This is a genomic window from Roseimaritima multifibrata (assembly GCF_007741495.1).
GTDB classification, from domain to species: Bacteria; Planctomycetota; Planctomycetia; order Pirellulales; family Pirellulaceae; genus Roseimaritima; species Roseimaritima multifibrata.
Genome location: NZ_CP036262.1, coordinates 5,276,068 through 5,298,851, shown reverse-complemented (window position 1 = coordinate 5,298,851; position 22,784 = coordinate 5,276,068). Strand labels below are relative to the sequence as shown.

Here is a 22,784-nt window from a genome sequence, read left to right as displayed (position 1 = left end):
TTTATTCCATGTTTTCAATTTTATGAAAATCGGATTGGATATACTGCAGGTACTCGAATGATCAAAGCTCGCTCGAGCATTTAAATCCGCTGTGCCCTATTCCTGAATTGGACTTGTTCGTGAACATTCGGTTCGTTGCGGTGGTTGTCGGGACCTTGTTGACCGTTGGTCCCTCTGGGCGTGTATTGGCTCAGGTTCCTGCAGAGGTCTTGGATTTGCGGGTGTGGAAACTGACGCTGCCATACGACACGTCGCGAAAAGGAAATCCAGATGAAGTGACTCAGCCCGAATTAGAATCCTTCGCCGACGCTTCCTGTTTCTTCGTTTCCGAAGCTAAGCAAGCCGTGGTCTTTCGGGCGGTATGCGGTGGTCTGGGAACCGAGAATTCGAAGTACCCACGCTCGGAATTGCGTGAGATGAAAGCCGATGGTAAAGACGAAATGAAATGGTCGACCAAAGGGACCGAAGAACGAGTGCTAGTCGTCAAGCAGGCGATTACCCATACGCCGGATGTGAAACGGCATGTTGTCTGTGCTCAGATTCACGACGCCGACAACGACTTGATCATGGTCCGTCTAGAAAATTCGAAGTTGATCGTCGAAAGGAATGGAGCCGACGATGTCATGTTGGACAAAGAATATCGACTGGGCGAACCCTTTCAGCTTCGAATCGTCGCCGGCGGGGGACGCGTTCAGTTGTGGTACAACGAAGTTCAAAAGATGGACTGGAAAATCGACCGCAGCGGGTGTTACTTCAAAGTCGGCTGCTATACACAGTCGAACGTCAAAAAAGGAGACAAGCCAACCGCCTACGGGGAAGTCGAAGTTTACGAACTGAGCGTCCAGTAGATCGGGATCTGCCACCCTCCGGGCTAAGAAGATGCCCCAAAAAAAACGTTCAGTGGCCGGACGGCTCGCGCCGTTGCGCTAAGGGCAGGACTCGTTGCCTAGTCCACTACGCCAGTTATCAATTTCATGCCCCCAAGGCCGGAGCGGAGCTCTAGCCACTTCGCCTCACCGCCAGCGTGCTCGGATCATTGAGGCGTATCCGAGTTCTTCTTTGATTGCAGGTAATGCAGTTGGTGATAGAGCATTTCGACTTTGGGAAGTTTTAACCCTGCACCGGCTGCCATACGGATTGGATTGCCAAGGATCGCTTCGATTTCCATCGGGCGACCGGATAGATAATCCAGCCGCATGCTGCTGTCGTAGGGGACCATGTGACGGGTATGGTCGATGGTCTTTTCGATCGCGTCGTCTGGTTGGGGGCGGCCGGTCGCTTCGGATGCGTTGGCTACCTCTTGCATTAAATCGGTGGCCAAATGACAGGCGTGTTCGTCTTCGATCAATTGTTTTGTCGACGCATCTAAGACGACCGACAATCCGTTGAAGGGAATGTTCCACATCAATTTTCGCCAGCGCGCTTGCCATAGGTCTGGGGTGGGCTGTGCATCGATCCCTGCCGATTGCAATTCGTCCGCCAGCGATTGGGTGTACGCGTCGATCCCCGGAGGTGGGGCGTCGATTGGAGTGTAACGTCCGAAAACGATTCGCCCGTAATCGAGGTGTCGGATATGACCTTTACCCACTTTGTTGCTGCACAGGAAACAGCAACCGCCTAGAACGCGGCCGGGGCCAACGATCGCGGCGGTTTCGACTTCGACATTTAGACCGTTTTGAAGGACCAGCACGGTCCCTCCGGTTCCCGTAGGGCCGGGAAGCAAGTCGCGAAGGAGATGATTGTTGGTCGTTTTTAGAGCTAGGATGGTCACGTCACAGGCGGGCATCGCCTCCGGATCGTCATAGACGTTCACCGAATCAAGGTGGAAGTCGCCATTCTTCGAATCGATCTGAAGCCCGTTCTGGCGGACATGTTCGGCGTCGCTGTGGAAGAGAAAATGGACGTCAAAGCCGGCTCGGGCCAACATTGCCCCGTAAAGGCCTCCAAGGGCCCCGCTTCCGATGATTGCAAAACTACGCTTCCCCATTTCAACGATTCTTTCAAGGTTTTAGGGAACGGATGACCAACTCTGTGGAACTTGTAACAAAAATCTCCCTGTCCTGTCCACGCTCTGGCGAGTGTCGCTACGTTGCCGGACGGTGGTAAATGAAGCTGTCGTCGCTAGGCGGTGGTCTTTAACCGTTACCGTTGGCGACTAGGGGCGCCACGGCCTACAATACAACCACCACGTTCTTCTTTCGCTGTACTGTGCTTTGGATAAGATCCCACGATGCCGTTTCCGCTTTTGATTTTCGCTTGGATGCTTGCTGGCAGCGTCACCGTCCAGATCACCCCGTTGGAAGGGGATCCCTACGCGGCGGAGTGGACCGGTATGCAGGAGGGAGAATTGATGCTGACGGTCGACGGCGAACCCCGGCAGTTAACGCTCGATGCGATTCAACGCGTTGAACAGCCTTCGCAAAAGGAGGCAAGCCGCAAAAATCTGCAGGTGACGCTCCGAGACGGCAGCCAGTTATCGGTCGATGCTATTTCTTTGCAAGACGAAACGGCTCAGCTTGAATTACGCCGGCAAGGAATTTTGGAACTGCCGTTGTCTCAGCTGAAACGACTTCGCGTTCGCCCGCCAGCAGCCGCTGTGGATGCTCAGTGGGCGGCTTTGGTGGAACAGGCGGAGGCCGCAGACCGCCTGGTGATCCGCCGCGGAGGCGATACGCTTGATTCGGTTTCCGGAGTGGTTAAATCGATCGCGGATGAAAAAATTGAATTCGATCTGGAGGGTTCGCCAGTTAACGCTCCATTCAACCGATTGGAAGGCGTCCTGTTTGGAGGCAACGATCCTGATTCGTTGCCCCCCGGCCTGCTTCGTTTGAAGGATGTTTCTGGGTCGGTTTGGAATGTCGCATCCTTAGCGGCAGGCGACGATGAGGGGACCGTAACGCTGACTTCTGTCGGAGGTGCTAAACACTCGATCCGATTGGATTTGATTCGTTCGCTTGAGTTCGCCGGGAGCGTACAGTTCCTTGCGACCAAAACACCTCTTAGCAGAACCTATCAACCGTTGATTGCAATTCCCGATTCGGTGGATGCGGCTCTGACGGAAAAGTGGTTGGGGGTTCGAAGTATGGAAGACAGCTACCTCGTGATGCCAAGCAAGTCGTCGGTCTCTTATCGAATTGATCCTGGGTTCAGTAAATTAGCAGCCGAAATTCAAATCGATCCTTCGGTGACTTTGGGCGGAAAATGTGACGTTCGAGTCCTCCTGAATGATAAACAGGTGTGGGAGGAATCGCTGAAGATTGGCGAAGCCCCCCAAATGCTGATGCTGCCGATCGGCGATGCCAGCCGTGTGACCTTTGAGGTCGATTATGGTGGGGATGGAGACATTGGGGATATCGTTCATCTTCGTGAACCAAGATTGTTGAAATAATGGATCTGATGAATACTCTTTTCTCACATCACGGCAATATGCAACCCAATCACCGAGCATCCCAGCGATGGCTTTTGCCTCTGCAACTAGCACTCTTTCTCGCTTTCATTGGAGGAAGCGAGTGGCTGGGTGGCGGTGCGTCCGACGCTAGATTGGCGGCGGAAGAAGTACAGGTTCCCCCAGCGGTGATGCAGGCACAACAGCAACGGATCGCGGCAATTCAGCGAGCCGTACCGACCGCCGTCGCGGTCTTTGTTCCCGGTGGCGGAGGTGGTGGGAGCGGAGTCTTGATATCGAAGGATGGTTACGCGCTGACCAATTTTCATGTGAGTAGCCCTGCGGGAGCGTACATGCGTTGTGGGCTGTCGGATGGGAATGTTTACGATGCCGTGATTGTGGGCATCGATCCGGTGGGCGATTTGGCGATGATCCGCTTGCTGGGACGCGACGATTTTCCTGTCGCGGAATTGGCCGACAGTGATCTTCTGCAGCCAGGCGAAGAGTGTTTTGTCGTCGGTAACCCGTTTCTGCTCGCTTCGAATCTGCAGCCGACCGTGACCTGGGGAATCATCAGTGGTGTTCGCAGGTATCAGTATCCTGCAGGGACTTTGCTGGAATATGCCAACTGCATCCAGACCGATGCTTCGATCAACCCAGGCAATTCCGGGGGCCCGATCTATAACGCGGAAGGAAATTTGATTGGGATCGTGGGACGGGCTGGTTTTGAAAAACGAGGCCGTGTGAACGTCGGGGTGGGATTTGCGATCTCCATCAATCAAGCGAAGAATTTCTTGGGCTACCTGCGCAGCGGCCGCATTCTGGACCATGCAACTTTAGGGGCGACTGTTGTGACAGGACCCGATGGAGGCGCCGCTGTCAGTAACATTCTTGAATCCTCCGACGCCTTCCGACGCGGTTTGCGATATGGCGACGAAATTTTGGAGTTGGCCGGGCAGCCGATTTTGACCGCCAACGATTTTAAAAATGTGCTTGGCACGTTGCCAAAAGATTGGCGAGTCCCCCTCGTCTACCGACATGAAGGGGAGACGATCGACACCATCGTGCGGCTTCCCGGAGTCCACTTGGAAGACGAGCTGCTGGAGAAAATGGCGGGGGCTCTACCACCACCTCCACCTAGTCCCGATGCCGAAAAGGATCCTCACGGGGGTGAAAAGAAACTGCCCGAATCGATCCAAGAAAACTACAACGCTAGAAAGGGGTATGCGAATTATCACCCCAATTTGCAGTACCAGAAAGACTTGCACGCGGCCCTTCGTAAAGCGTTCCCTACCGTTTCTAATAAGCAAGGTTGGTTGATAACTGGGCAGACTCCGTCGGGACGCGCTATCGAACTGGTGATTGAGGACGATCTGCAACGTCTGACGCTGGGTAAAACCGAAACCGATGAACCACAAATATTGCAGCTCGATAAACCGAGTCAGTGGTATGAATCGATCGAGAACCGATCGCCGACAGCCATTTTGACGGTTTTGCAATCCTTGAAACGAATGGTGCAGGTAGGACCTGCTGAATATGGCGATACCTATTACATGGGAACGCTTCCATTCCTCGGTCGATTGCCCCTGGTCGATGCCCTCGTGGGAACTCGAGGCGAAGTGGAGTCGCGTTTCTTGATGGATAAGAATCGGTTGTTGGGAATCGAAGGCATCGCAGGGCGTGACCGCGACCCCGCCGAATTGCTGTTCCTCTGGCCCGCGGGGGACAACGCCGCAAAACTGCCAGAGGAATTGGAGCTGAAGTTTGGCACGGAAACCGATATTCGAATCAAAATCCAATCATGGACTACCCAAGCTTCGATTGAATCGAACTGAGAAATAGATTGATGAATTCGCGAATTCCTGCGACCGCTTTTATACTTCGTCTGAGAAAATCGTATCTCACGGTTTTCTGCTGTGCGTTCGCTTGTTTGCTGGGGACGGTCGCTTCAGCGGAATCGTCGCTGCAGACGCGTGCCCATGAAGGCCAAAAACGCGTGGTCAAAATCTATGGTGCCGGAGGTGTGGCATCCATGGAAGGCTATCAGAGCGGATTTCTGGTTTCGCCTGAAGGGCATATCGCTACCGCTTGGAGTTCGGTGCTCGATGTCGATCCTATTGTCATTCTGGATGATGGACGCCGCTTCGAATCGAAGATTGTCGGGTTTGAGCCGACATTGGAATTGGCGGTTCTAAAAATCGACGCCGGGGACCTTCCCTTTTTTGAAGTTCGAGCAGGCGATATGCCAACTGCAGGGACTCCCGTCTTGGCAATCAGTAACCTCTTTGGAATCGCCACCGGCGACGAGCCTGCCAGCGTGATGCGCGGAGTCGTGTCGACGGTGGCGCCGCTTGCGGCCCGTCGCGGAACGTTTAAGTCGTCCTACTCCGGGGAAGTACTTCTGCTTGATTTGATTGCCAACAATCCAGGAGCCGCTGGCGGAGCATTGATCGATACCAAAGGTAATTTGATCGGAATGTTGGGGAAGGAATTGCGAGACGAATCGACCGGTGTTTGGTTGAATTATGCCCTGCCCTCAAGTGCATTACGTGGCGCGATTGCAGCGATTCTGAGTGGGAAACAGCAATCCATGGCTGCCAATGCAGCACCGGTTTTACCACGCAATGAAGCGCACTCGGTCCGTGGACTAGGGATTATTTTGATTCCGGATGTGCTGGAAAAAACGCCTGCGTACGTAGACGATGTACGGGCCGACAGTCCCGCAGCGGCGATGAAAGTGCAAGCGGATGACTTGATTTTGCTAATCAATAACCAACGCATTGAAAGTCAACGCGATCTGGTGGCAAGATTAAGGCGAATCGATCGTCGCGACCCAGTCCAGTTGGTTTTGCAGCGCGGGACGGAAATTATTCCGCTGACATTAAAACCGTAAGCTACGGTTGAACAATTGTCCCCATTGTTCAACCGATTGAAATGTCAAATCCCAGTCCAATCAAGCCCTTCGAAAACCCCTCCGCACTGCGACGCATTCGTCGCGGCCGGATCGTGATTGAGAACGGTCAGGTTATCGCCATTCGGTCACGTTGGTTTGCCCTTCCAACGTCGATCGCTCGAGTTTGGTGGGACACCCATTTCGCCAACGGAAAAGCCGATCGCTGCGTCTTGGATTTTCATCGTCCACTAGGATCGCCTGGTTTCTTGACTTTGGACTATGTCCGAAGTGGACCGCAAACACGGTTTGCCAGTTTCCGACGAGCATTGCAGACGCTCGATGAAATCGCCGATAGCCAAGGCGCGCTAGCCATCGTCGCCCACGTCAGTACCAACGCAATCAGTGATCGCTTGTTAAAACGCTGGGGCTGGGAACAGCATTGCCTGCAGTGGAAAGGCCGGCACTGGATCAAGCGGTTCTATCAACAACGGTTGGCGTAAAGAGCCGATGTCGTCTTGGCTTAAGACACCCGGTTCGCCTACCACCGATATAAATATTTCGGTTTAGGCGGTTCGGAATTCCAGCGTTGGAAAGCGGCTCTGCCTTGGTCGGGTGAGACTTCTCTTAGCATTTTGCGACTGTATCGTGCTAAGGAGGTCACAACGGTTGAAACTTCCCTCGGGGGAAGCACTTGAGCAAGTTCTTCGTGGTCGGTGTCCGAAATTGGGGTTTCAAGGAGACGAGAATATTCCGCTTCCGAAAGAATGTGATGAGTCTCTTGAACCACCATGCCGGCAAACAGCCGAGGAAGGCTTTCTTTTTGAGCAAGCAGTGTGCTAGTCAACGATTCCAATGTTGACGCGATTGGATCGGTCCACGCCGTCGTTGAGTTTGGGGACGCGTCTGCGTTCAGACGCAGTAACATCGCTGTGGTTGCATCGGCCAAAAATAGCTTCTCGTCAAGAAAAGAGATCGTTCCATTTTTCTCGAGTGCGTCGATTAGAGACAGTGCCATCTTTTCGTTGACCAACGCAGAGGCGACTCGGTAAGTCACTTGCCTGTCGAAAGAATCCTCCGATCCTTCAAATTGTTTGACTGTGTCGGCAACATCGCTTGCTTGCAGTCCGATCCGCGATGCAATGGGGACTGGGTTTGTGAGCGTGAATGTCTGTTCCCAGTGCCGGAGTCGTGCGAGGCGTTCGACATTCGAAATTTCAGCAGCACGGATGTATTGCTGGAAAGCGATTCGGCTATAGAGCGGCGAAGTTTCGAAGAAAGGATATGCATAAATCTGTTTCGCTGGAATTGGCTCTGCCGATTGCATTTCCCCTCCCATTCCCATTTCACCTTCTATTGCACCCATGCCTCCTTCCATCCCCATGTCCATTCCCATCATCCCGTCCATTCCGCTTCCTTCTTGTCTCATTACATCTAATTGATTTTTAGATTGAAGTTCTCGACGGGTGCGGACCAGTGAACTCTTCAGGAACTGGAGTGGCTGAATCTCTTTCTCTTCAGTGGAATGATCAAAAGCACGGCTGGCTTGGTCGATCAACCGTGGAAGGAGGGTGCGTGGGAAGTAGGTTCTTGCAAAACGATGGATGAGAGCCATGTCCCGCGAAGGAGTTTGTTTTCCTTGGTGAGGAGATTGTGAAGCAGCTTGCGTGGATGGCGAAGTTTCTAAAAAGATGGTGATTTCTTCGAAGCTGTTCCAACTATCGATCGGTTCGTCCCACGTATCGATATTACCCGTCAATTCAAATAATGTGTCGATGACGACACGTGGTGCCCCCGGTGATTGATGCCCCTGATACTCTGCTCCCATTCCCATATCCATTTCCCCTCCCATTTCCATTCCACCGGCCATGCCCATGCCCATGCCCATATCCATCCCCATGCCCATGCCCACATCCATCCTCATGTTCGTGCGTCTCCGCTGTGCCCGTTCCGTTTCAAACTTGTAAGCGTAGTCATAACGTTGTCTAAGAACGGTCTGTAAATATTTGACCGTCGCTTCGCTTGCGGTACCCTTGGTGGCGACATGCCTGAGGAGCCTGTCGGCTCGGTCGTTCCAGGCCTCAAGGTGAGGGTGCTTTTGAAGGATCAGGACCGTTTCGACTGCAAGTGTGGTCTCGGGGGCCGAAAGCGGAGCCGCGCAAAACCAATCGACCGTCTGGTTCGCGATAGTCTGGTCCTGCGACGTCGACATGATTTGCATCATCTTCTCTAAAGCGACAGTCTTCTGGTCGGTTTCAACCAGATGCTTTGCCCCTAAAAATGCATTTGGTAGCGAATCATCGGCGAGCAGTTTTTCGGCAAGTTCAAGGGCCCGAGGGTCGTCGTCGTCCCACTTAACCAACAAGATTTGACTGGCTGCATAAGCGATCGCAGGCAACTCGTTTTGTGCTAGGGGTTCGATTTGTTTTAGCAGGCTGGCATCCCATTTCGCCATCGTATGCAAGTCTAAGAGATTGGCGATGATGATCAGGGCAGCTTCTTGCCGCTTGGGAGTGCCGGACTGAAGTTCCTTGCTGAGCAAATCCGCGTGCTCGTTCAGCAAGTTTGGGCGTCCATGGAAATAGGCTAATTCACGTCGTTTCTTATCGAAGTCCGTCAATTTTAGAAAACGGGTGTCGGCCAAGTCGGTATGGCAGAGACGGTCGAAGACGGCTGCATCAATCAGCGTTTGTGTTTCAGCACGCAAGAGATTTGGGATCGCTTTCTCGAAAGCCTCTGCAAGTAGTTTTGGCTCCTGTTCGTAGCGGACTAACCTTAACCATTCGCTTAGTGCTTTCCCTTGAAAGAGTGGTTCCCATTTGTTGGCTTCTGCCGTCGATGCAGATGTGAGCGGAGGAATGGTCGTCGCAACCCTGCCGCGCGTCGAAGGGGCGCCGCCTAAATTCGGTGTTTCAGAAGGTCGTGTTTTTACGGAACGTTGCGTGACTCGCACGACAACCGTTTCGCCGCGACGCAGTTGGATCTCTTGAGGGCTTATTTGAAGCTTGTTGGCGTCCGCAGGGAGGCTGATTTCGTATTGATCCGCGAACAAGCGTATCGATTCGGCTTCGGTTTGGACGGTTAATTCGCGAACCGGTTTTTGATCGTGAAGAATACGAATTTCAACACCCGGGATATCTGATTCGACAATGATCTGTCCCTGCTGCGTTTGCAGGATGACTACGGTCAACAATCCCAGCCAACTTGCAAACCCAAGTCCACCCCCAAGCAGTAACCACCGGTTTCTTTTACGTTTTTTATGGCACTTTAAAGCCCCTGTCGGGGCGGAATGCGGTGACGCCGTAGGGTGTGTGGTCGCGGAGCCCTGGCCAGCTAACGTTGGGGATTCCTGCAGTCTTTGTTGTTGGGACTGGGCAAACTGACGTGTTTCTGAAAGCCAATCGGATAGGTTGGCACCGTCCGTAAACGGTTTTAGCAAACTGGCCGTTTCGGTGGCCGATGCGGTTCGTTGTTCGGGAGCGGGCGAAAGCAAAGCCTGCAGGATTGGTAATAAGTCGGCGGGGATGTCAAAGGCGAGGAAAGGAATCCCCTCATCCTGACTGCGCCGCTGAAGTCGGCGAAGGGCGGAAGATGGTTCCCCCGGAATGTCGCCGACTGGAGATCCCGTCAGCAGCTTAAAAAGCGTCGCGCCCAACGCGTAGACATCGCTCCGCTCGTCGGCTTTGCCCTCATGGGCTTGTTCGGGCGACATGTAGTCCAACGTCCCTAGCAGTTGTCCCGTTCCAGTCAAACTGGTGTTCAGAAAGGAGTGTGACATTCTGGCTAGACCGAGGTCCAGTACTTTGACGTTCCCTTTCGAATCAAGCATCAGGTTCGACGGTTTGATATCGCGGTGGATGATGTGATGCGCATGGGCGAACGCGATTGCTTCAGCCGCTTGACGTACCACCTCACAGGATTCGGCAACGGGAAGTGGGCCACTGATGCGCAGTACAGCACTCAGGTCCAACCCATCGATATGTTCCATCACCAAGAATGGGACTCCCTCGATTTCGCCTGCGTCGGTCGCTTGAACGATGGCCGGATGTGCTAATGCGCCGACCGCCTGGACTTCCCGCTCAAAGCGGGCGACTGCCAACGAGTCAACGCGTTGCTGATGCGGTAAGAGTTTGATGGCGACGGTCTTATTCAAACGCCGATGCAACGCACGAAAGACCTGGCCCATCCCACCCTGTCCAATCGGTTCCAGCAATGTGTATGGACCGACCAAGCCGTTCAACGGGAGTTCCGCGGATTTTCCACATAACTGCCGTTTAATCGCCGCAGCAGCTTCTTGGTATTCGGGTTCCGGAGCATGGTCATCAGGACTTTCGTCAACGCTAAGCCAAGTCAGGATGGAATCTTCCATTTCAACGCCATCCAACTGCTGAACGCAGTCCGAGCATGTTTTTAGATCGGAGTCGATATCGAGCATTTCTGGCTCGGTTAGTTTGCCAGCGTTGTAGGCCTGGAGGCGTTCCGGTGGAGGACATTGAGTAGAGATCATGAGTCTGGTCCCGACGGCGAAAAGCAAGGAAAGGCAAGACTTTCCTCTGGTATCTATTCTATCGTGAGAGTGTGACAGTAAATTGCCCCCGCCGTGCGAGCTGTGAGAAGTCCGGTTGGCTTACGCGGTGTCGCATGGAAAACAGGTGGAATGATTTTGCGGCGGTGAGCCTATCTGCCGTTGTGTTGGTTGGCCGTTGGGGGGCGTGTCCGTTTGCCCTGTCGGGGAAGATGTCGATGATTTGTTTTTTGGACAGATGGATCGTGTGAGTGTTACACTGCCTTTAGCCCATTGTCTCTTCCGCGTTGGTGGTCCGAATGAATCGTGAAAGTGCAACGCCTCCCTCATTGCTTCGCGGTTTGAGATGCCGCGATGAAATCAGCTGGAACCGGTTGGTCGATTTGTTTGGCCCGCTGGTCTATTCGCTCAGTCGGCGTAGCGGTCTAGGACACGAAGCGGCCGCAGATGTCATGCAGGAGACTTTTCTTTCGGTCAATCAATCCCTGCCGAAATTTCAGTACCGAAATTCTGACGATACCTTTCGCGGATGGCTTTGCCGGATTGCTCAGTTTCGGATCGCCGACTACCAACGGCGACGAACGGAGGTTCTCTCGGCGGTTGGTGGGTCGGCCATGCGAGATCGATTGGAAGCGACGTCTGACCATTCTTCCACAATCGCAGCTCCGACCGATTCGGAATGGAAAGGAGTCGTGCAGCGAGCGGCAGCACTTGTGCAAAGCGAATTTTCGCAGCGTTCCTGGCAAGCCTTTTGGCTAACGACCGTCGGCGGCCAATCGGCAACGGACGCAGCACTCGAACTAGGGATGCAGTCAGCTGCGGTAAGAAAAGCCAAAAGTCGCGTCGCAAGAAGGCTGCGAGAAGTTCTAGGAGAAATTGAAGAGTTGGGCGATTCTTAAGACCGGTTGAGGCAATGAGTGTCGCCTTTTCGCTCGGGATATGAATTTAAAACTGACGAAAATATTGCTCCCCTCTCCCCTAAGCAAGCCCGTTGTTGCGGAAGAAACCTTGGATCACTCATTGTCTTATCACTGCCTTTTTGTTTGGTTTTGCGGAGCTTGCTTGGGGGAGAGGGGCTGGGGGTGAGGGGGAGTTTTCGCGAGGCGATTTTGCCGCGAACGCCCGGTTAACGTCTCGTGTTTTAAGCGTTTACGTCACTCCTTGCCCTGCCGCTGTCGGCCCCCTCTCCCCCAGCCCCTCTCCCCCAAAACAAGCCCTTGAATTCCAGCTGATTGGACCAGCTGACGAACCGTTGATCCAATGTCAAAACTGTATTTAGGGAGCTTGTTTTGAGGGCGAGGGGAGCCAGGTTTTCGTTACTTGTCGTCCCGAGCGAAAGGCGACAATCACAGCCCCCTGGGCGATAGAATCTGTCTGAGAGAACGCTTTGCCTGTTGCCGCTTTGGATAGTCTCTCTTTTGGAGATCCTTGCACTGCTACTTAACGAAATTGCTTGTGTCGGACAGTTTCTCTTGCGCCGCTTTGAGGAAAGTTAGGGCTTGCATCGGCGTTAGTTCGTCGACGTTTAATTTCCTTAGGTCATCTAGCAATGGATGATCCGCGATCCCGAATAACGTTAACTGCAACGGTGAATCTGTCTTGGTTTCGTCTCGTGGTGCGATCGCGGGGCGGTCAAATTGATCGCGGTCGTTGTCCTCTAGCTGCGCCAAGATGTCTTTGGCTCGCTCGTTCACTGCAGCGGGAACACCGGCTAATCGTGCGACGTGGATGCCGTAACTTTTGTCGGCTCCCCCGGCGATAATCCGGTGGAGGAAAACGACTTGATCGTCCCACTCGCGGACCGCCACGTTGTAGTTGGCGACTCGTGGCAGGCTGTCGGCTAGTTCGGTTAGTTCGTGATAGTGCGTGGCAAACAGAGTCCTGGCACCAATCTGCTCGTGCAGGTATTCGGTGATTGCCCAAGCCAAGGAAAGTCCGTCATAGGTGCTGGTGCCTCTGCCGATTTCATCCAGGATCACCAAACTGCGTGACGTGGCGGTGTTGAGGATCCGGGCGGTTTCGACCATCTCGACCATGAACGTACTTTGCCCGCGACTCAGTTCATCGCTCGCTCCTACACGTGCGAAGATTCGGTCCGTCAGCCCGATTGTTGCTCTTGCTGCTGGGACAAAGGAGCCCGCCTGAGCAAGCAATGTCAGCAAGGCAATCTGCCGAATGTAGGTGCTCTTCCCCGCCATGTTAGGGCCGGTAATCAGCAGGACCATTCCGTGTTCTGGCGACGTGATGCAATCGTTGGGGACAAATTCTCCTTGTGGGAGCGTGATGTCCAGGACCGGGTGCCTTCCTTCGACGATGTCCAGGACTGAATCCTGCGTTATCGTGGGGCGGATCCAGTTTCGGCTGGTGGCTAATTCGGCCAACGCCGCCACGACATCCAGGTGAGCCAACGCACCGGCGACCTGTTGCAGTTGTCTGAGGGCATCGTGCGTTTGAGTGCGCAGTTGTTGGAAGAGGGCCTGTTCGCGTTGCTGGGCGTTTTCGTCGGCGGCGAGTACTTTTTCTTCGTACTCTTTCAGTTCCGGAGTGATGTAACGCTCGGCATTTTTTAGCGTTTGCTTCCGGATGAAATGATCGGGCACCTTCGCTTGGTGGGCGGCGCTCACTTCTAGGTAATAACCAAAGACGCGGTTGAAGCCGACTTTCAAATTCGGGATTCCCGTTTCTTCCATTTGGGTCGCCTGGTAGTTGGCGATCCATTCTTTGCCCCCTTTGGCGAGGATCCGTAGCGAATCGAGTTCGGAATCAAACCCGGCACGAATGAAATTGCCATCGGCGGCCGATATCGGGCACTCGTCGGCGAGGGCGGCTTCCAAGCGGGTTCGCAGTTCGGGGCAGAGATGCAATTCGGTTTCGATGTGCTGCAGCAGAGTCGACTTGCGACCGCTCAGTTTGGCTTTTAGAGCCGGTAAACTGGCAAGGGTGCGGGCGACCTGTTGCAGGTCGCGGGGCCCGGTGCGAGCGTTCGCGATCCGTCCCAGTAGTCGGCTGAGGTCAAAAGTGTTTTTTAACGTCGCACGAATCTCTTCACGCAACTTTGTCTGCTTGACCAGTTCTTCGACGCCATCGTGTCGCTGGAGGATGGCGGCTTCTTCGACTAGCGGAGCCGACAGCCAGTCCGACAGCAGCCGAGCTCCCATTGAGGTTTGCGTTTGGTCGACGACGTCCAGCAGGGAGCCTTCACGCGAGGAGGTTCGTAGCGTCCGCGTCAGTTCCAGCGAGCGACGTGTGGAGGCATCGATCTGGACGACGGTTGTGCGACGATGGGCGATCAATGAATCGAAATGGTCCAGTCCGCCTGGCTGGGTTTCTTCCAGATAGGTCATCACCGCCCCGGCGGCTCGGATCGCCGGCAGGTCTTCTCCTTTGCCATTCCCGTCCAACTGAAAACCGAACCCTTCAAGGTTGTGGACATTCAATAGGCGGCAGAGCGATTCGACACTGCTGTCTGCGGCAAAAGTCCAAGCCGGACGCATTGTCGCTAACCAGGGTGCGGTGGTGTCGGGACTAATCCGTGGATCGTCCTCGCGGTAAAGGACTTCCGCCGGACCGATACGTTCCAGTTCGTCTTCGACGCGGTAGAGCGGAAACACGCCGGCTTCGAAACGGCCACTGGATAACTCCGCCCAGGCGATTCCGACCGGAGCGTCCGCATCAGGCTTTCCTTTTCCCGGCGACATGGAAAAGACGCAGGCCAAATAGTTGGCTTCACGAGGATCGAGCAGTTCGTCATCGGTCAGCGTGCCGGCGGAGACGATCCGCGTGATTTCGCGGCGGACCAGTCCCTTGGCTTGTTTGGGGTCTTCCATCTGTTCGCAGACGGCAGCCCGGTAGCCAGCGGTGATCAGTTTCCGCAGATAGGAGTCCAGCTGATGGTGGGGAAAACCTGCCATCGCGGTCGGATTATCGCTGTCTTTATCGCGACTGGTTACGTTTAAACCAAGAATCCGACCCGCCCGCTGGGCGTCCTCGTGAAACAGTTCGTAGAAGTCGCCCATGCGAAATAGCAGCAGTGCGTCGCCGCATGCCTCTTTCGCCTCGTGGTACTGCCGCATCATTGGAGTCGTCATGTTGCTAATGCTATCGAAGCAGAATGAGGGAGGCCAGTCCTGAGCCTACAAGAAGGTGAAAACGAAGGCGTTGAGCTAGCTTAAGGTTGGTTCAAACCGGAAATTTTGCCTGGTTTGCCATCCCCCGATTGGCCGATAAATGAAGGCAAGTGGTGGAGCCGGACGTTTGAGAGGGCGTTTGAGAGAGAAAAGTACTAGCGGAGCGGCGGGAGGTGCGTGGAGTGTGGCCGGACGGATCGCGCCGTGCCGCTAAGAGAGGCTGGCTTTGGGGTGGGACCTAATCATTGGAGACCTACGGATGTACTGTTCAGAATGCGGCGTGCGAGCCGATGGCAAGTTTTGCTTTCAATGTGGAAGTCCGTTGTACGTCGCGGAATCGAACCAGAGCGACGGTGCGGCCGAACATTTGTCGGTGGTGGTCGATCAACGGCAAAAGGCCGAGCCACCGGCCGACGGTGATTGGGAAAATTCGTGTGAGTACGAAAGAATTTTAGCGGTTCCTGCCGTTCGGGCGACAATTGCACGGCATGCTGCCTCGGCTCCGATGGGGTTCTCTGCGGAAGCGTTCCTTGGCGTTTGCGATAAATTGGTCGGGTCGCCGATCCCGATGGAGAGTTTGGCCGGATTCGTTCAGCCTTTCTATGCTTCGCTTGGCGTCAAAACAGGCAAATCACAGAATCTGCGTTTGAAAACGCCCATCGGCCGTGTGATGGCTCGAGCCCTCTGCTCATTAGCGATGCATGGGCAAACATTTCAGAAGGTCCTGCAGCAGTCTGAAGGGGGCACAATCATCGCCGACCTTCCCTCTTCCGTTTGCGCAATGAAGGGAGAAATTCGGATTGTGCTGCGGCGTGAGGGAGCCGGAACGGTGGTCGAAACGGCCACCAATATCCCCGGGCAGATGTTTGATTGGGGCAAGAGTCAGCGGTGTCTCGATCGATTGGCTGAAGATTTAGGCCAGGACCACGGACTGCCGGTGGTGGTGCAGGCCCGCCAAGTCGCCTAGTTTTCAACCGCCAGAGTGGCTGACGTGTAAGGGACTTTTCGGTCGATAGGGTTTCGCTTAGACTGAGCCCTCCAATTCACGTCATATCAGATCGACAGTGGAGGGTATGAAAAAGGGTATCCGCAGCCGCGGCGCCATGGTTTCAGCTCTTGCTGAATATGAAAAAACGTGACCGGATGGGTGGCCGAGTGGTCGAAGGCACCAGTCTTGAAAACTGGCGTAGGGGTGACTCTACCGTGGGTTCGAATCCCACCCCATCCGCTTCTTTTTAGTGCGGGGATCTCTGAGCCCCAGACCGATCCCGTACGTCTTCGTCTCAATGTCGCTCGGTTCTCCGAACCGAAAGCGCGGGGAGGGCGACCGCTTGCGGCTCGGAGGACGTGCGATAAATAAGCAGTGAGTGTGGCAGGGAGAAAAGGCCCCATGCCAGCTTGCCTGGCATGAAGCCAAGATTTGAAATTAGTCTGCTTGGCTCCAGGAAAACGCATCCAGTTCGGATTGCCGCTTTCAGCGGCAATCCGAACTGGATGCGAAAAACGCGGGGGCAACCACCACTAATTTCAAATCTTGCGTTCCTGTCGGGTAAACCGACAAGGGGACGTGTCGCTCGGATGTCTGGGCAGGTGCCAGCTGCTGTCAAACCGTCAACTTATTTATCGCACGTCCCCCGCGAAAGTAACGCTCCCATAATGCTACTAGAAGAAAGTCTGGCTCCCCTCTCCCCAAAAACAAGCTCTTGAATTGCAGTCGATTGGACCAGATGACGAACCGATGATCGCGTTTTAAACCCGATTCAAACGAGCTTGTTTTGAGGGCGAGGGGAGCCAGGTTATCTCTGCTACATCCCGCGCGAAAGGCGACACTAAAAGATTCACCGCATCCGCGGACGCGGTGAATCTTTTGCCCGATGGGCTGTGGACGCTTGTTACAGGTCGAGTGGTTTCTGCCAGATCGCTTTTAAGGATTGCGTTTTGGCATTCAAAACGTTCTCGCCTGCCGCAGTCACGCTTAGGGTCTCGTTTTCGGTGACCGTTCCTAGCTCGCGGCAGGGGACGCCTGCTTTTTCGAACATGGCTGCGAACGCCTGCTTCTGGTCGGCTTTGACTTCCATCAAGAACCGGGTGTTCGATTCGCTGAACAATGCGTGAGCCGGCGAAGGTAGGTTTGCGGCGACCGACGTGATGTCGATCTCCATCCCCAGTCCGCCTGCGAATGCCATTTCGGCGGCGGCGGCGGCGAGGCCTCCTTCGCTTAAGTCATGGCAAGACCGGATGGCTCCGGCTTGGATCGCGGCATGTACGGTCGCAAAAGTCTTGAAGGCCATTTCGAAATCGACTTGCGGGACGTGCCCACCACTCTGGTTGGTGACCAGCGAATAATGGGATCCACCCAGTTCATTGTGGGTTTCCCCGATCAGGTAGATCGCATTGCCAGTCGATTTTAGGTCCATCGTGACGCATTTGCGGACGTCATCGACTTGCCCCATCGCACTGATTAACAGGCTGGGTGGGATCGCAATCGTCTGCTTTTCGCCCGCTTCATCCTGGTAACTAAATTCGTTGTTCAGGCTGTCTTTGCCGCTGATAAACGGAGTGCCCATCGCCAACGCCATGTCCTGGCAAGCGATCGCAGCTCGGACCAAAGATCCGAGGGTTTCTGGGCGGTCGGTGTAACCCCAGCAGAAGTTATCCAGAATCGCCAAGTGGCTTGGGTCGGCTCCGACGGCAACGGCGTTTCGCATGGCTTCGTCGATTGCCGAAGTGGCCATGTGGTAGGTGTCGAAATCGCCGAAGTATGGATTCATGCCACAGGATAGGACCAGCCCGCGGCGGCTTTCGACTCGAGGCCGTACGACGGCAGCGTCGCCGGGCCCGTCGCATTGTGGACCAACCAATGGCTTGATCGCGCTTCCGCCTTGGACTTCGTGATCGTACTGACGAATCACCCAATGTTTACTGGCAACGTTCAACGATCCAAGGATTTTTTCCAGGACCGTTTGATTGGCTGCAGCGTCGCTAGAGGTGACCGCCAATTCGGTTTCTGGAGCGGGATGATAGACGGCGTCGCGAATGATCGGCGGTCGGCCTTCATGCAGAAATTCCATCGATACGTCGCCAACTGTTTGGTCTTTGTACATCAGGTGCAATCGACCGGTTGGGACAAACTTACCGATAATCGTCGCTTCGACGCCTTCGCTATCGGCCAGTTCTTTCAGGCGGTCCCAGTTCTCGGCAGGGACCGACAGGACCATTCGCTCTTGAGCTTCGCTGATCCAGATTTCGGTGTAGCTGAGCCCATCGTATTTCAGTGGTGCTTTGTCCAGCCAGACTTCGGCACCCAGTTCTTCGCCCATTTCGCCGACAGCGCTGGAGAATCCCCCTGCCCCGCAGTCGGTGACAGCGCTGTAGAGCCCGAGGTCACGTGCTTGTAGCAAAACGTCGGCGACCATTTTCTCCGTGATCGCGTTGCCGATTTGCACCGAACCGCCGGAAAGCGATTCGGATTCGCTGGTCAGTTCAGCGGATGAGAACGTTGCGCCGTGAATTCCATCGCGACCGGTCCGTCCGCCGAGGGCAACGATGTAGTCGTCCGCTTTGACTTCTTTGTCTTCCATTCCGACCGGAATGATTCCAGCATTCCCGCAGTAGACCAGCGGGTTGCCGAGGTAGCGGGGATCGAAATAGATCGCGCCGTTGACCGTGGGGATTCCCATTCGGTTGCCGTAATCGCGGACTCCCGAAACGACCCCTTTCATGACTCGACGGGGATGCAGCACGCCTGGGGGAAGGGATTGTGGATCGGTATCGGGCGGTGCGAAACAGAAGATGTCGGTATTGCATACCGGTTTGGCTCCCATTCCCGTTCCCAGCGGGTCGCGAATGACTCCGCCGATCCCGGTGTTGGCACCACCGTAAGGTTCCAGAGCGGAGGGGTGGTTATGGGTTTCGACCTTGAAGCAAGCGTGGTATTCATCGTCAAACGTGACGATTCCGGCGTTGTCCTTAAAGACACTAACGCACCAATCTTTGTCGCCCAAGTTTTTGCGGATCTGCTGGGTCGCCGCGAAGATCGTTTCCTTCAGCATGTTGTCATACTGCCGGGAATCGGCTTCGGGGGTCCCGTCGGCGCCGGGGCCGCGATAGGCGATACGGCCGGCGAGTGTTTTGTGGCTGCAGTGTTCGGACCAGGTCTGGGCAACCGATTCCAGTTCGATGTCGGTCGGGTCGCGTCCTTGGTCGCGGAAGTGTGCAGCGATCGTTTGCATTTCGACCAAGGTCAGATAAAGCTGTCCGCTTCGCGAAAGCTCTTCCAGGCCTGCGTCATCCAGGTCACGGATCGGTACGATGATGTTTTCGAAACTGTAATTCGAACCGACATCCAGTTGGTCCATTTCAAGCGGACCGACAATCACCTGTTCGACCGAATCGTTCGAAAGGGCGCGACGGCAGATCGCTCGCAGTTGATCGGCTGGCATTTCGGGTAGCCAGTATTTTCGCAAGGTGCGAACTCCATCGACCGCTAGGCCTGCATCCAACGCCGCCGCTTGGGTGCTCATCGCAACCGGGTCCATCACGCCCGGTTTGGGAAGCACATAGACCAAGGTTGCGTCATCCCCGGGAGGCTCGTTCAACGCATCCTGTCCGGCCAACGCCACGACGGTGGTTTCGGCAATCGGATCGGCCAGTAGGGTTTGGGCCAGCGTTTGTGCCGCGGCAAGGTTAAAGTCTCCTTGGACTAGGTAGCCTCGGGCAAAGGTGACAGACACATCATCGGCCAGTCCAAGTTCGTGGATCTCTTCGCTGATGCGTTGACCTTCACGGTCGATTTCTTGTTCAGCTGGATAGATGTCGATTTGCCAGAGGGGCATGGCGTTGTCTATGTCGTTGGAGTTTGGCGATGGGAATAGGAGTCGCGAAGTTGCTTGGCTTCGTTCAATAGTTGGCGAAGTTGCGTCTGATCGCGATTTTCAATGGTCTGTGCGTATTCGGTAATCTGAGCCGCGATGGCTCGTAGTTTCTCGGCGATGGGGCCTGCGTTTTGAAACGCGATATCGGACCACATTTGAGGGTCGCCCGAAGCGACGCGAGTCGTATCTCGCCAGCCGCTGCCAGCGAGTAGGATTTCTTCCTGTTGCAGAATCGAAGCGACCGCACAGGCAGTGAAATGGGTGGCGTGGCTGATGCCCGCCAACCTTTGGTCGTGAAGGGCTGGTGACATGGAAACCACCTTGGCTCCGACCGCCTGCCAGAACTGCCCGATCAATTGAAGCCTTGCTGGATCCGAATTTTCTGTCGGAGTGACGATGACCGTCTTGTTGTTAAAGAGGTCGCTGCGGGAGTGTTCTGGGCCCGATTTCTCTCCGCCAGCGATCGGATGCGATCCCACGAATCGACCGGCAGCTGTCTGGTCTTGTTCAACATCCTGCACGATTTGAGCTTTCGTGCTACCAACATCGGTGATGGTGACGCCAGGCCCGGCCGTTTTCGCGATTTCAATCGCCAACGGAGCGACGGTGCCGACGGGTGTGCAAATGATCACAAGATCGGCATCGGCGGCCGCAGCCAATGGATCGGCGACGGAGCGGGTGACACACCCTGATTCAACGGAAATTCGCTGGTTTTTTTCGGATCTGGAGACGCCCGTTACCACCGCATCAGGCCATTGCCGTCGAATCGCCATCCCGAGGGAACCACCAAGCAACCCGACACCGACAATGGCGATATTGCGTGGAGGAAATAAGGGCGATGTTGAACAGGACATGGCAGCCAAAGAATCAGCGGAATGTGCCTGAATATTTTGGGCTGCAAATCGTTTGGGCGGAAGCCCACTAGCAAAAGTGGAAGCCGAAACGGGCAGACTGGCCCGGGGTAGTCCGCTGCCGATTTTTGAGAAGAGGCCCCACGGTAAGCGGTTCGGCAAGCGTTTGCCGGGCCACTTACGCGGTTCCGCTAAGAATTAGGCGGCTCTTTGAGTCGCCGAACCGATGGCGTCTTCAGGCAGTCTTGGTTCGCTGTATTCGGCTTCGTCAGGGTCGGTGGTTTGTTCTAAGTCCCAAATCGCACGTTGAATTCGCCGCCGGAAGGCCTCAAGAGATTCATTCTCGCGATGGCGGATGGGGGCGGAAAAGTGCAATTCCAGCGTAGTGAATGGTTTGGGAATCTGCAGGCGGTCCCACGCTTTGACGATTTTCCAGCGGCGGCGGGGGATGATTGTGGTGGCTAGAACCACCGCGTCCGATTTCCGTGCCAATTCGGCGATCCCTTTATGGACTCGGCCTCGAGGCCCACGTGGGCCATCGACCGTTAGGCAAGCGGTTCGCCCCTGGATCACATGTTGCACTAGGTTTTGCAGAGCATTTCGCCCGCCGCGGTTGGCCGTCCCCTGGCCACTTGAGCCTCGAACCGGGATGCAGCCACACACCTTTAGCGTGGGGACAATCATTTCGCCGTCGGCCGAACGCGATACCATGGCCCCCAGACCCTTGTCGGCGACCATCAGGGCGGCAAACTGGTGGGCGTGAAGGACTGCGTAGACATATCGTGTTGCCCCGGCCTGCAATTCAGGCCGTGACTCGTTATATACTTTCACGCGACACGTATAGCGAATTCCCCATACGGTGAACGCAATCAGCCATGCAACAAACGTTCTCATCCTACCGGCAACGTTCCTGTTAAGTAGTGTTTTGATCGATGGACGTTGCTTTTACGCAATTCGTTTTGTTGCCGTAAAGGCGTTTTTGACTCGTCAGCCTGTTTTGTCGCCTTTATTGTTGTTACTCGTCGTTTCCGTTCGCGTTATTTAATGGAGTCCTCTGTCGTGGCCGCTCCCAGCCCGCTATCCCCGGATGCCATCAACCAAATCAAGCGTTTGGATCTGCGGGCTCGTACCGTCGTTCGAGGTTTTTTGCAGGGCCTGCACTCAAGCCCCTATCATGGTTTTTCGGTCCAGTTCAGCGAGCATCGACGCTACAGCCGAGGGGACGATCCCAAAACGATTGACTGGCTGGTCTATGCGAAAACCGACAAATACTACATCAAACGGTTTGAGGCGGAAACGAATCTGACCGGGTATCTGGTGATGGACCTAAGCCAGTCGATGGGGTTCACGCATCGCCAGCAAATGACAAAGTTTGAATACAGTATCTGTCTGGCCGCTTCGCTCTGCTATCTGATGCAGATGCAGCAGGACCCGGTCGGCTTGATCACCTTTGGTGAAAAAGTGCAAGCCAGTTTGCCCGCACGCAGCCGCCGCGGACATCTGGCCGACATGTTGGCTCATCTGACCAATCTGGAACCGGCTGGCAAAACCAATCTGCCCGCCTGCTTGAATCAGGTTGCCGCGATGCTTCGGCAAAAAGGCCTGGTCATGCTGTTCAGCGATCTGCTGGGAGACCCCGAGCCGGTTTTTGCTGCTCTGGCAAGGCTGCGGCATTCCGGTCACGATGTCATTCTGTTTCACGTTCTGGATGAAGCCGAAGTCCATTTTCCGTACGATGGCCCGGTTGAGTTCGAAGATCCCGAGACCGGCGAAACACTGACCGTCGATGCGAGTGGTTTCCGAGCGGACTACCTACAAAACCTCGCCGATTTTCAGCAAGAGTATCGCGAGCGTTGTGGAAATCTAAGGATTGACTACGTTCCGATGGACACCAGCATGCCGTTCGATACGGCACTCACCGAATATCTGATCAGTCGTCAAGCAAGGTTTTAGGGCCTTTGTAAATCCTAGCCCGCCGCGTTGGTGATTGTCGCCTTTCGCTCGGGACGTGAAATTTATAGGTGACTTATTGACGATCTCCGAAGCCGTTCGCACTGCGTCTGTCCAGCATTTCATCAGGCCGACTCACCGGCCCCGTAGGCTGTCGAAATCCCAACCCGCTGCGTAAGCGA

At 54.9% G+C, this 22,784-nt stretch carries 14 protein-coding genes and 1 tRNA gene; 9 read left to right on the top strand and 6 right to left on the bottom strand.

Annotated elements, in window-relative coordinates:
* Positions 1-119: 119 nt before the first annotated feature.
* Complete coding sequence (locus tag FF011L_RS19215; protein WP_246109517.1) at positions 120-848, top strand: polysaccharide lyase family 7 protein; 729 nt, start codon at positions 120-122, stop codon at positions 846-848.
* Between the two features lie 185 nt (positions 849-1,033).
* On the opposite strand, the gene FF011L_RS19210 is transcribed toward FF011L_RS19215, so the two are convergent.
* The gene (locus FF011L_RS19210; protein WP_145353387.1) at positions 1,034-1,987 is read right to left on the bottom strand and encodes a putative 2-dehydropantoate 2-reductase; all 954 of its coding nucleotides are present in this window, start codon (positions 1,985-1,987) and stop codon (positions 1,034-1,036) included.
* Between the two features lie 243 nt (positions 1,988-2,230).
* Here FF011L_RS19210 and FF011L_RS19205 point away from each other — a divergent pair, with 243 nt between their 5' ends.
* The 4 genes from FF011L_RS19205 (at position 2,231) to FF011L_RS19190 (ending at position 6,778) form a co-directional block, all read left to right on the top strand.
* Entirely contained in the window at positions 2,231-3,388 is a 1,158-nt protein-coding gene (locus FF011L_RS19205; RefSeq protein WP_145353385.1) for an NPCBM/NEW2 domain-containing protein, read from the top strand.
* Positions 3,389-3,576: 188 nt separating this feature from the next.
* Positions 3,577-5,220: a S1C family serine protease gene (locus FF011L_RS19200; protein WP_449314212.1), complete on the top strand. Its 1,644-nt coding sequence runs from the start codon at positions 3,577-3,579 to the stop codon at positions 5,218-5,220.
* Positions 5,221-5,231: 11 nt separating this feature from the next.
* Positions 5,232-6,278, top strand: coding sequence for a S1C family serine protease (locus FF011L_RS19195; protein WP_145353381.1), 1,047 nt, complete (start codon positions 5,232-5,234; stop codon positions 6,276-6,278).
* Positions 6,279-6,319: 41 nt separating this feature from the next.
* Positions 6,320-6,778 (top strand): hypothetical protein, encoded by a 459-nt coding sequence (locus tag FF011L_RS19190; RefSeq protein WP_145353379.1) that lies wholly within the window; start codon positions 6,320-6,322, stop codon positions 6,776-6,778.
* 38 nt (positions 6,779-6,816) lie between these two features.
* Here FF011L_RS19190 and FF011L_RS19185 read toward each other — a convergent pair whose 3' ends face one another.
* The gene (locus FF011L_RS19185; protein ID WP_145353377.1) at positions 6,817-10,782 is read right to left on the bottom strand and encodes a serine/threonine-protein kinase; all 3,966 of its coding nucleotides are present in this window, start codon (positions 10,780-10,782) and stop codon (positions 6,817-6,819) included.
* A gap of 317 nt (positions 10,783-11,099) precedes the next feature.
* Here FF011L_RS19185 and FF011L_RS19180 point away from each other — a divergent pair, with 317 nt between their 5' ends.
* Entirely contained in the window at positions 11,100-11,699 is a 600-nt protein-coding gene (locus FF011L_RS19180; RefSeq protein WP_145353375.1) for an RNA polymerase sigma factor, read from the top strand.
* Between the two features lie 537 nt (positions 11,700-12,236).
* Here FF011L_RS19180 and mutS read toward each other — a convergent pair.
* A complete protein-coding gene (gene mutS / locus FF011L_RS19175) occupies positions 12,237-14,888 on the bottom strand; it encodes a DNA mismatch repair protein MutS (RefSeq protein ID WP_246109516.1) in 2,652 nt (883 codons plus the stop codon).
* Positions 14,889-15,186: 298 nt separating this feature from the next.
* Here mutS and FF011L_RS19165 point away from each other — a divergent pair, with 298 nt between their 5' ends.
* Positions 15,187-15,894 (top strand): hypothetical protein, encoded by a 708-nt coding sequence (locus tag FF011L_RS19165; protein WP_145353373.1) that lies wholly within the window; start codon positions 15,187-15,189, stop codon positions 15,892-15,894.
* Positions 15,895-16,068: 174 nt separating this feature from the next.
* A tRNA-Ser gene (locus FF011L_RS19160) sits at positions 16,069-16,155 on the top strand.
* A gap of 664 nt (positions 16,156-16,819) precedes the next feature.
* On the opposite strand, the gene purL is transcribed toward FF011L_RS19160, so the two are convergent.
* From purL to FF011L_RS19145, 3 genes are all read right to left on the bottom strand, one after another.
* Positions 16,820-19,762: a phosphoribosylformylglycinamidine synthase subunit PurL gene (purL, locus tag FF011L_RS19155; protein WP_145353371.1), complete on the bottom strand. Its 2,943-nt coding sequence runs from the start codon at positions 19,760-19,762 to the stop codon at positions 16,820-16,822.
* Positions 19,763-19,770: 8 nt separating this feature from the next.
* The gene (locus FF011L_RS19150) at positions 19,771-20,655 is read right to left on the bottom strand and encodes a prephenate dehydrogenase (RefSeq protein WP_145353369.1); all 885 of its coding nucleotides are present in this window, start codon (positions 20,653-20,655) and stop codon (positions 19,771-19,773) included.
* Between the two features lie 195 nt (positions 20,656-20,850).
* Positions 20,851-21,546, bottom strand: coding sequence for a lysophospholipid acyltransferase family protein (locus FF011L_RS19145; protein ID WP_246109515.1), 696 nt, complete (start codon positions 21,544-21,546; stop codon positions 20,851-20,853).
* Positions 21,547-21,711: 165 nt separating this feature from the next.
* Between FF011L_RS19145 and FF011L_RS19140 the strand changes: the two genes are divergently transcribed.
* Positions 21,712-22,605 (top strand): DUF58 domain-containing protein, encoded by an 894-nt coding sequence (locus FF011L_RS19140; protein ID WP_246109514.1) that lies wholly within the window; start codon positions 21,712-21,714, stop codon positions 22,603-22,605.
* The last annotated feature ends 179 nt before the right edge of the window (positions 22,606-22,784 follow it).

Excerpts from the sequence above, each read along its gene's own strand:
- FF011L_RS19210 (WP_145353387.1), bottom strand. The coding sequence starts at position 1,987 with ATGGGGAAGCGTAGTTTTGCAATCATCGGAAGCGGGGCCCTTGGAGGC.
- FF011L_RS19205 (WP_145353385.1), top strand. The coding sequence starts at position 2,231 with ATGCCGTTTCCGCTTTTGATTTTCGCTTGGATGCTTGCTGGCAGCGTC.
- FF011L_RS19200 (WP_449314212.1), top strand. The coding sequence starts at position 3,577 with ATGCAGGCACAACAGCAACGGATCGCGGCAATTCAGCGAGCCGTACCG.
- FF011L_RS19195 (WP_145353381.1), top strand. The coding sequence starts at position 5,232 with ATGAATTCGCGAATTCCTGCGACCGCTTTTATACTTCGTCTGAGAAAA.
- FF011L_RS19190 (WP_145353379.1), top strand. The coding sequence starts at position 6,320 with ATGTCAAATCCCAGTCCAATCAAGCCCTTCGAAAACCCCTCCGCACTG.
- FF011L_RS19185 (WP_145353377.1), bottom strand. The coding sequence starts at position 10,782 with ATGATCTCTACTCAATGTCCTCCACCGGAACGCCTCCAGGCCTACAAC.
- FF011L_RS19180 (WP_145353375.1), top strand. The coding sequence starts at position 11,100 with ATGAATCGTGAAAGTGCAACGCCTCCCTCATTGCTTCGCGGTTTGAGA.
- mutS (WP_246109516.1), bottom strand. The coding sequence starts at position 14,888 with ATGACGACTCCAATGATGCGGCAGTACCACGAGGCGAAAGAGGCATGC.
- FF011L_RS19165 (WP_145353373.1), top strand. The coding sequence starts at position 15,187 with ATGTACTGTTCAGAATGCGGCGTGCGAGCCGATGGCAAGTTTTGCTTT.
- purL (WP_145353371.1), bottom strand. The coding sequence starts at position 19,762 with ATGCCCCTCTGGCAAATCGACATCTATCCAGCTGAACAAGAAATCGAC.
- FF011L_RS19150 (WP_145353369.1), bottom strand. The coding sequence starts at position 20,655 with ATGTCCTGTTCAACATCGCCCTTATTTCCTCCACGCAATATCGCCATT.
- FF011L_RS19145 (WP_246109515.1), bottom strand. The coding sequence starts at position 21,546 with ATGAGAACGTTTGTTGCATGGCTGATTGCGTTCACCGTATGGGGAATT.